7 protein-coding genes and 3 pseudogenes are annotated in these 8,774 nt (G+C 66.3%); 6 read left to right on the forward strand and 4 right to left on the reverse strand.

All coding sequences use genetic code 11. The features are described 5' to 3' along the window. Window positions 1–56: 56 nt before the first annotated feature. The 4 genes from OR16_RS34420 to OR16_RS34435 form a co-directional block, all read right to left on the reverse strand. Window positions 57–515 (reverse strand): hypothetical protein, encoded by a 459-nt coding sequence (locus OR16_RS34420; protein ID WP_006163484.1) that lies wholly within the window; start codon window positions 513–515, stop codon window positions 57–59. Then, the gene (locus tag OR16_RS34425) at window positions 512–1,030 is read right to left on the reverse strand and encodes a MarR family winged helix-turn-helix transcriptional regulator (protein ID WP_006163485.1); all 519 of its coding nucleotides are present in this window, start codon (window positions 1,028–1,030) and stop codon (window positions 512–514) included. The genes OR16_RS34420 and OR16_RS34425 overlap by 4 nt, the downstream gene beginning before the upstream one ends. 68 nt (window positions 1,031–1,098) lie before the next feature. Further along, a complete protein-coding gene (locus OR16_RS34430) occupies window positions 1,099–2,115 on the reverse strand; it encodes a Bug family tripartite tricarboxylate transporter substrate binding protein (protein WP_006163486.1) in 1,017 nt (338 codons plus the stop codon). A gap of 204 nt (window positions 2,116–2,319) precedes the next feature. Next, complete coding sequence (locus OR16_RS34435) at window positions 2,320–3,432, reverse strand: porin (RefSeq protein WP_006163487.1); 1,113 nt, start codon at window positions 3,430–3,432, stop codon at window positions 2,320–2,322. 331 nt (window positions 3,433–3,763) lie between these two features. Between OR16_RS34435 and coq7 the strand changes: the two genes are divergently transcribed. The 6 genes and pseudogenes from coq7 to OR16_RS34465 form a co-directional block, all read left to right on the forward strand. Beyond that, complete coding sequence (coq7, locus tag OR16_RS34440) at window positions 3,764–4,387, forward strand: 2-polyprenyl-3-methyl-6-methoxy-1,4-benzoquinone monooxygenase (protein WP_006163488.1); 624 nt, start codon at window positions 3,764–3,766, stop codon at window positions 4,385–4,387. A 470-nt stretch (window positions 4,388–4,857) separates the two neighbouring features. Further along, on the forward strand, window positions 4,858–5,286 hold the full coding sequence (gene mraZ, locus OR16_RS34445) for a division/cell wall cluster transcriptional repressor MraZ (protein WP_006163489.1): 429 nt from the start codon (window positions 4,858–4,860) through the stop codon (window positions 5,284–5,286). A 7-nt stretch (window positions 5,287–5,293) separates the two neighbouring features. Beyond that, window positions 5,294–6,307: a 16S rRNA (cytosine(1402)-N(4))-methyltransferase RsmH gene (gene rsmH, locus OR16_RS34450; RefSeq protein WP_006163490.1), complete on the forward strand. Its 1,014-nt coding sequence runs from the start codon at window positions 5,294–5,296 to the stop codon at window positions 6,305–6,307. Beyond that, a pseudogene (gene ftsL, locus OR16_RS34455) lies at window positions 6,304–6,629 on the forward strand (cell division protein FtsL). The gene rsmH and the pseudogene ftsL overlap by 4 nt, the downstream one beginning before the upstream one ends. Continuing rightward, window positions 6,626–8,377 (forward strand): annotated as a pseudogene (locus tag OR16_RS34460) (peptidoglycan D,D-transpeptidase FtsI family protein). Before ftsL ends, OR16_RS34460 begins: the two co-directional pseudogenes overlap by 4 nt. Then, window positions 8,374–8,774: pseudogene (locus OR16_RS34465) on the forward strand (UDP-N-acetylmuramoyl-L-alanyl-D-glutamate--2,6-diaminopimelate ligase); the annotation flags it as partial. The pseudogenes OR16_RS34460 and OR16_RS34465, both read left to right, overlap by 4 nt.

An 8,774-nucleotide genomic window follows, 5' to 3' on the forward strand; every position in this document is an offset into this window, starting at 1 on the left:
AGTACGGCCTCCCGCATGCGCTGCGACGGAGGCCGTTTTCTATTCTGCGGGATGCGTCAGCATTCGCGCGAAGGCACGAGCCGCGGTTCGAGCGCGCCATCAGGATAGACCATCCGCACGCAGGCCCCAGGTTCCAGGCCGGGTGCTGCCGGACCGCCGACAATGACGTTGCCGGTGCTGCCATCCAGGGCCATCACCGTGTACTGGAACAGGTCCATGCGCGGCCGTGGCTGCGGATGCAGCAACTGGTTCAGGTCGACGGAAAAGCCAACGCCCCCGCCGCTCCAGCCCCCGCCGTTCCACGCGCCGCCGCCGACACCCACGGCGGCGCCGGCCGCGCCGCTGTCCGGGACGTCGACCTGGCCCACCAGGGTCTTCGCGCTGATGCGGCCGAGCTTGATCGTGACGTTCAGCGGCGAGACCTCGGGCCCCGGTGGCGTGCTCTGGCAGGCCGCGAGCAGCAGCGCCGGCAGCAAGGCGCAGAGCGTGCCCAGCACCCGGCGGGGCGTGTTCATGCGCTCACCAGCCCGGTCTTGAGCCGGCCCAGCAAGCGGAACAGGGCGCGCCGGTCGGACTGGGGCAGGCCGTCGAACAATTGCTCGATCCAGACTTCGTGCGCGCGCGCCATCTTGGAAAACGCCGTGCGCCCGGCCGGCGTGAGCCGGATCAGGTAGGCGCGGCGATCGCTCGGCAACGCCTCGCGCGAGACCAGGCCTTCCTGCTGGAGCTGGTCCGTGATGCCGGTGACGTTGCCGCCGGTCACCATCATGCGGCGCGACAACTCGCCCATCTTCAGGCCTTCGGGATGGCGGTCGAGTTGGGACATCAGGTCAAAGCGCGGCAGGGTGCAGGCGAAATCCTGGCGCAGCCGCGAACGGATGTCGGACTCGACCAGGTTGGTGCAGGTCAGCAGGCGCAGCCACAGGCGCAGGGCGTCGTGGGCGTTATCGTCGGCGCTCGTCTCGAGATCGACCGGCGCTTCTTCGGCGCCGGCCTTGGGCGGGCCCTCGGCGGCAGGTGTGATAGGCATCGCGACACGCTGGTTGTTTGATGCCTCAAGTATATGCGCTCGCACGCCGCCACGGGCCGGCGCGCGCCTCAATCCACCTTGGCGCCCGAGTCCTTGACCACCTTGGCCCACTTGGTGAGCTCGGCGCGGATAAAGGCGGCAAACTGCACCGGGGTGTTGCCCACCGGGTCTGCGCCCTGGGCCAGCATCTTTTCCCGCATGGCCGGCGTGGCCAGCCCGCGCGCGACTTCCTGCTGGACGCGCGCGACGATCTCAGGCGGTGTGCCGGCGGGGGCCAGCAAACCAAACCAGGAACTGGCCTCGAAGCCCGGCAGGCGGGCCGCGTCCGCCACCGTCGGCACGCCCGGCAGCGCCGGCGAGGGTTTGGCGCTGGTGACGGCCAGCGCCTTGAGCTTGCCGCTCTTGATCAGCGCCATTGACGAGGGCAGGTTGTCGAACATGAGCTGCATGGTGCCGCCGGCCAGGTCGGTCAGGGCTGGGCCGCTGCCTTTGTAGGGGAAATGCACCATGAAGGTACGGGTCTGGGTCTTGAACAGCTCGCCGGCCAGGTGGATCGACGTGCCATTGCCGCTGGACGCCATATTGAGCTTGCCGGGATTGGCGCGCGCATAGGCGATCAGGTCGGTGACGCTGTTGATGCGGTTCTGCTGTGCGAAGGCGGGGTTGACCACCAGCACATTGGGCACCGACGCCACCTCCGTGATGGGGGCGAAGTCCTTGACCGGGTCGAATGGCAGCTTGCCGTACAGCGACTGGTTGATGCCATGCGTGCCCACCGTGCCCATCAGCAGCGTGTAGCCGTCCGGCGCGGCCTTGGCGACCATGTCGGTGCCGATGTTGCCGCCCGCGCCCGGCCGGTTGTCGACGACCACGTTCCAGCCCTGCAGCTTGGACAGCTCGGCCGCCACCGCGCGCGCCAGGATGTCCGTCGTGCCCCCGGCCGGGAACGGCACCACCAGGCGGATCGGCTTGCTGGGGTACGGGTCCGCGGCATGCGCCGGTGCTTGCCAGGCAAGGGTGCCAAGGCATGCGCTGGCAATGGTGGCAAGCAGCATGTGGGTCGCGCGACGGCGGGTGCGGTGCATGGGGAGTCTCCAGTTTGTGCCTGTTTTTTTGCCGCACGGCGCGACGTGGTGGTGTGCATCGTCATGTGCATCCGGAACGGCTGCTGCATTGTAGTGTCGACATAACAATGTGCCGATGAGGTGATGCCCTAGGGCTAGCCGGCGCGTCCGCCGCGCCATGAAAAAGGCACCCGAAGGTGCCTTTGCAGTGCCAAGCGGTTGCGCTTAGAACTTGTGGCGGATACCGATGCCGACGCCCAGCATGTTGTCGTTGTTGGAGCCGAGGAAGTAGCCGTTGGCGAAGCTGATTGCCGAGGTGTCGAAATTCAGGCCGGCGTTCTTCGCGTACGCGGCCGTCAGGTAGACGTCGGTACGCTTGGACAGGTTGTAGTCGGCGATGAACGAAACCTGCCACGGATTCTTGACGTTGACGCCGCCAAGGTTCTTGACGTCGTCGTAGTTGTACTGGAGCGTCAGGCCAAGCGGTGCGGTGACCTGGTAGTTGGCGCCGATCCAGTAGTAGTTGTCGCGCAGAATCGGGGCGCCGTTCTGTGCCTTGGCTTGGCCCCAGCGATAGCCGGCCATGATCTTGGCAGGGCCGAAGGCATAGCTGCCCGCCACTGCCGCCTTCTTGAACGTGCCGGTGTCGCCGGTCGCGCTCAGGGTCGGGTTGTACTGGTCATAGGCGATGGTCGCGCCGAACGGACCAGCAGCGTAGCCCACGCCGGCGCCGTAGCCGGTGTCGCGGCGGAACTGGCCCGGGACTTCGCCGTTGCCTGCCACGCCATTGCCGAAGGACCAGTGCGCAATCGCGGTCACCGGACCGAATACGCCCGTGTACTTGGCGGTATTGTCGGAGCGGAAGTTCAGGCCGAGCTGGGCGACCACCGGCTCATACTGGGTGGAATAGCCGCTGGGCGAGAAGTTGGCGAGCAGGTCGAACAGCGTGGTGTACTGGCGACCGAAGGTGAAGCGGCCAGCCTGGGCGCTTTCGATACCCACGTACGCTTGACGACCGAACAGGCGGCCGCCTTGCTGCAGCGAGCCGGTGTCGAGGGAGAAGCCGCTTTCGAGCACGAACAGCGCCTTCAAGCCGCCGCCCAGGTCTTCCACGCCGCGCAGGCCCCAACGCGAGCCGGACAGGCCACCAGAGGACATGCGGAAGACGGAGTTGCCGCGACCGGTATTGAAGCCGTTGCTGGCCGCCGGCGCAACGCCGAGGTGATTGACGTATTCGAGGTTCATATCCGCAACGCCGTACAGCGTCACGCTGGACTGGGCCTGTGCGGCACCCGCGAATGCACCCAACGCAGCCAGCGCGAGAAGCGATTTTTTCATGCTCGATGATCTCCGTGTAAGAATTATTGGTGGCCAGCGGAGAAACCTCCTGAGTCTCCATTTTCCGCTTACCCAACTTCGTCAGAAGCTGCCAACTACTGTAACAAACCACCCTCGATTCACAATCGGGTTCACTGCCCTTGTCAGCTTTTCACAACTCAGGGTTTTGGAGTATCCGGCCTTTGCCGGCGCGGGCCGGGCGGGAGAAGCCCGGCAACTCGGCCACGGTACAATGCGGGAAATCCCGAGGGCGTATTCACCGGGCCGTCTCCCCCTTCAGGCAGGGAGCTGGACGCGGGTAGGCTCCGAGCAACCACTAGCGCATGCATCCATGGATACCTTGATTCGCGAATTCGATGTGGCCTTGCGCGCGATCGCAGGCGTCACCCGCGCCAGCCGCGCCAATCCCGCCGAGGCGCTTGCGCCCGATGCGCAGAGCCTCGACGAGACGCAACGCCGCCACGTGGCCGGGCTCATGCGCATCAACCACGTGGGTGAAGTCTGCGCGCAAGCCCTTTACCAGGCCCAGAAGCTGACCGCGCGCACGCCGCAGGTCCGCGCGCAGATGGACCTGGCCGCGCGCGAGGAAGAAGACCACCTCGGCTGGTGCGCCGAACGCCTGCGCGAGCTTGGCTCGCGTCCCAGCCTGCTCAACCCGCTCTGGTATGCCGGCGCCTTTGCCATCGGCTGGGCGGCGGGGCGCGCGGGCGACCGGGTCAGCCTGGGATTCGTTTCCGAGACCGAGTACCAGGTCGAGCAGCACCTGAATGGCCATCTCGAGCAGATCCCCGTTGCCGACGACCGGTCGCGCGCGATCCTGGAGCAGATGCGCGATGACGAGGTGAGGCACGGCGCCGCCGCGCGCGAGGCGGGCGGCATGCCGCTGCCCTCGCCGGTGCGCGCGATGATGCGGGTGGCCTCCAAGGTGATGACCACCGCCGCCTATCGGATCTGAGCGGCGGCGCCGGAGCGGGAAGCCCTTGCCAGCCTCGGCGCAGCCCCGCGCCGCGCGCCTCGTGCGCCGGCAAGCCGGGTACCCCCCGCGCGCGGGGTAGACGCGAAAACGTTGTATCCTTCCATCGGTCCGGCTCGGCCGTTTTTCCTGCTGCAGGCAGTTCCTTCCTCGGTTGTTCTCAGGTGGTTTCTCTGCTTTCTTCCATAAGATCTTCATTTCATTAGGGATTCACTTTTTCGGTGCGCAAGGTGTGCGCGCTAAGTCATTGTTCTAATTAAAAAAACCCGGATTGTTGCCCCACAACGAGCCTTGACCCGTGAAATCGCTTCCTCTAAAGTGGGAAATAGTGTGAGGAAGTGTGTTTTTGTGTGAAAACGCAGTCTGGCTATGGGATCATCGCCCAACGTCGGATTTAAAGGATTCACGCGCCAGCCGGTGGCAAGCATGCCGGCGCGGACCGGGGAGCTAGCTTGTTTCAGGGCGCATCGGCGCTGTCACTGGATGCCAAGGGCCGGATGTCGATTCCGGCGCGGCACCGTGATGCGCTACAACAGCAGGCCGAGGGCCGGGTAACGCTGACCAAGCACCCGGACGGCTGCCTGCTGCTGTTTCCGCGCCCTGAGTGGGAGAACTTCCGTAGTCGCATCGCGGCTTTGCCGATGGACGCGCACTGGTGGAAGCGCATCTTCCTGGGCAATGCCGCCGATGTCGACATGGACGGCGCGGGCCGGGTGCTGATCGCGCCTGAACTGCGTAGTGCCGCCTTGCTCGACAAGGAAGTCATGCTGCTCGGTATGGGCAGCCATTTCGAAGTCTGGGATGCCGCAACCTACGCCGCCAAGGAACAGCAGGCGATGGCGCAGGGCATGCCGGACGCATTGAAGAATTTCTCTTTTTGACGAGGTCATGAGCTCAACCCAAACGCCGGGGACCACCGCCCTGCGCCATCGCACCGTGTTGCTGGACGAGGCTGTCGAAGCTCTGGTCTGGCGGCCGGATGGCGTCTACGTGGACGGCACCTTCGGCAGAGGGGGGCACAGCCGGGCAATTCTGGCCCGGCTGGGCCCGGCCGGGGCACTGGTGGCCTTCGACAAGGATCCGGCAGCAATCGCAGAGGCGGGCACCATCAAGGATGCCCGCTTCTCCATTGAGCACACCAGCTTCGCCGAGATGTCGGCGGCGCTGGCGGGCCGGGGCACGGTCGCCGGGATATTGCTCGACCTGGGCATCAGCTCACCCCAGATCGACGATGCGGAGCGCGGTTTTTCCTTTCGCTTCGAGGGACCGCTGGACATGCGCATGGACACCACGCGCGGCGTTACCGCCGCGCAGTGGCTGGCGCAAGCGGATGAGCAAGACATCGCTAGGGTGATACGGGACTATGGGGAAGAACGGTTTGCTGTACAGATTGCAAAGGCGGTTGTTGCTCGCCGGAGCGAACCCGGCCATGGCGGACCGCTTACCACTACTGCCGAGCTTGCCGCGCTCGTGGCGAAAGCCGTCAAAACACGCGAGAAGGGTCAGGACCCTGCGACCCGCACCTTTCAGGCTCTACGGATTCACGTCAATCAAGAGCTTGCGGACCTCGAAAGCGGCCTGAGCGCCGCTTACGACTTGTTGCAGGAAGGCGGGCGGCTGGTGGTCATCAGTTTTCATTCGCTTGAGGACCGCATCGTCAAGCGGTTCATGCAGGCGCACGCCCGCCCGCAGCAGAATGCCGATCCCGCCATGCGCCGCGCGCCCCTGCGCGCGGACCAACTGCCGCAGCCCACGCTGAAGCTGCTCGGCCGGGTCAAGCCGGGCGCCGAAGAGATCGCCGCCAACCCGCGCGCCCGCTCCGCGGTGATGCGCGTGGCCGAGAAGCTGCCGTCCCTGGCGTCCCCTTCGTCCGCCTCCACCCAGAAGGCGGGCCGCCCATGAACCGCCTGACTTTCTTCCTGCTGGCTGCCCTGATGCTGTGCGCGCTCTCGCTGGTGAGCGCGCAACACCAGGCCCGCACCCTCGTTCCGCCCCCAACAACCCCCCCCAGGCGGAAGAAAAGCAGCTCGACATTGACTGGTCCCGCTTGCAGTACCAGCAGAGCTCGCTCGGCAAGAGCGCGCGCATCGCGGAAGCGGCGCGGACGCAGCTGAAGATGACGCCGGTGCTTCCCGGCAGGACCCAATACCTGGCCGGCGTCGTGCTGGATACGCCGCCCGCCAGCGCGCCCGTGCCTGCAGCGCCCGAGGGGAGTAAGCCATGACCATCGCACGGCCCTCGCAAAACGCGCAGCGCGGCAACCCTTCGCGCCCGCGCACCGGCCAGTTCTCCGCCAGCCCGGTGCTCGGCCTGCGCTTGCCGATGTGGCGCTCCAAGCTGGTGGTGTTCATGATGTTCGCCGCCTTCGTCGCCCTGGCGGGGCGGGCACTATGGATCCAGGGCCCGGGCAACCAGTTCTACGAGGCCGAAGGCAAGAAGCGTTTCCAGCGCACGCTCGAGCTGCCCGCAACGCGTGGCAAGATCCTCGACCGCAACGGCCTGGTGCTGGCGACCAGCCTGCCCGTCAAGGCCATCTGGGCGGTCCCGGAGGACGTGCCCGACGAGATCGACGCGGACAAGATTCGGCAGTTGAGCAAGCTGCTCGACATGAGCGACAAGGAACTGCGCCGCAAATTCACGGAAGACAAGAGCGGTGCTGCCTGACGCCGCGGACAAGATCGCCGCGCTCAAGATCGAGGCCGCGAGTACAAGCGCTTCTACCCCGAAGGTGAGGCGATGGCGCATATCGTCGGCTTTACCAATGTGGAAGACCGCGGCCAGGAAGGCGTCGAACTGGCGCGCGAAGCCGTGCTGGCCGGCAAGTCCGGCGCGCGCCAGGTGATCAAGGACCGCCTTGGCCGCGTGGTGGAGGATGTCGGCATCCTCAAGACCCCGCGCGATGGCGAGGACCAGCAGCTCTCCATCGACGCCAAGATCCAGTACCTGGCCTACAACGAGGTCAAGGCGATCGTCGAGCGCAGCAAGGCCAAGGCGGCCAGCGCCGTGGTGCTCGACGCGCAGACCGGCGAGGTGCTGGCGCTGGCCAACTGGCCGACCTACAACCCGAATGACCGCACCCGGTTGTCGGGCGAGCAACTGCGTAACCGGGTCCTGACCGACACCTTCGAGCCGGGCTCGATGATGAAGCCGATCACGATCGGCCTGGCGCTGCAGCTCAAGCGCGTCACGCCCTCGACGGTATTTGCCACGACCGGCAAGTTCAACTACGAAGGCGCCACCATCAGCGACACCCACAACTACGGGGCGCTGACTGTGGCCGGCATTATCCAGAAGTCCAGCAACATCGGCACGACCAAGATCTCGATGCTGCTCAAGCCGCAGGAAATGTGGGATATGTATATGAGCGTGGGCCTCGGTCAGGCGCCCAAGATCGGTTTTCCCGGCGCAGTGGCCGGGCGGGTGCGCCCGTACAAGAGCTGGCGCCCCATCGAGCAGGCGACCATGTCCTATGGCTACGGCCTGTCGGTGTCGCTGTTCCAGATTGCCCACGCCTACACCATCTTCGCCCATGACGGTGAGTTGATCCCGGTCACCATGTTCCGCAACCAGGGCCCGGTCACGGGCGAGCGCGTGCTGTCTCCCGAAGTGGCGCGCCAGGTGCGGGCCATGCTGGAAACAGTGACGGCGCCTGGCGGCACTGCGCCGGAGGCCCAGGTGATGGGCTACCGGGTCGGTGGCAAGACCGGCACGGCGTACAAGCACGTGGGCCGTGGCTACGATCGCAGCAAGTATCGTGCATCCTTCATCGGCCTTGCGCCGATGTCCAACCCGCGCGTGATCGTGGCCGTGAGCGTCGATGAGCCTACCTCGGGCAGCCACTACGGCGGCGCCGCCGCGGGCCCGGCCTTCTCCGCGATTACCGGCGGCGCGCTGCGCGCGCTCAATGTGCAGCCGGATTCGCCGATCCGCCAGCTGGTGGTCAGCGACAAGGTGCAGGAAAGCGAACAATGAACCGGACGCCGCTCCCCCTCGAAGTCGCCGCACAGGCCGCGCAGGCCGCCGACGCACTGGCCTGGCTGCGCCAGCACGCCCCGCGGTGCCAAGCTTGACCGGCGACACGCGCCGGCTCGCACAGGGCGACGTGTTCTTTGCCTACGTGCTGGGCAACGCCCGCCTGTCGACCGACGGCCGCCCGCATATCGCCCAGGCCATCGCCCGCGGCGCCAGCGCCGTGGTCTTCGAGGCCGACGGTTTTGCCTGGCCGCATGAAGAGGCCGTGCCGCATCTCGGCGTGTCCGGCCTGCACCAGCTCGCGGGCGCGATTGCCGCCGGCTGGTATGGAGAACGCCGCGCGCGATCTCGCCGTGACTGGCATCACCGGCACCAATGGCAAGACGTCGTGCTGCCG

It is taken from the genome of Cupriavidus basilensis OR16, assembly GCF_000243095.1.
GTDB lineage: Bacteria > Pseudomonadota > Gammaproteobacteria > Burkholderiales > Burkholderiaceae > Cupriavidus > Cupriavidus basilensis_D.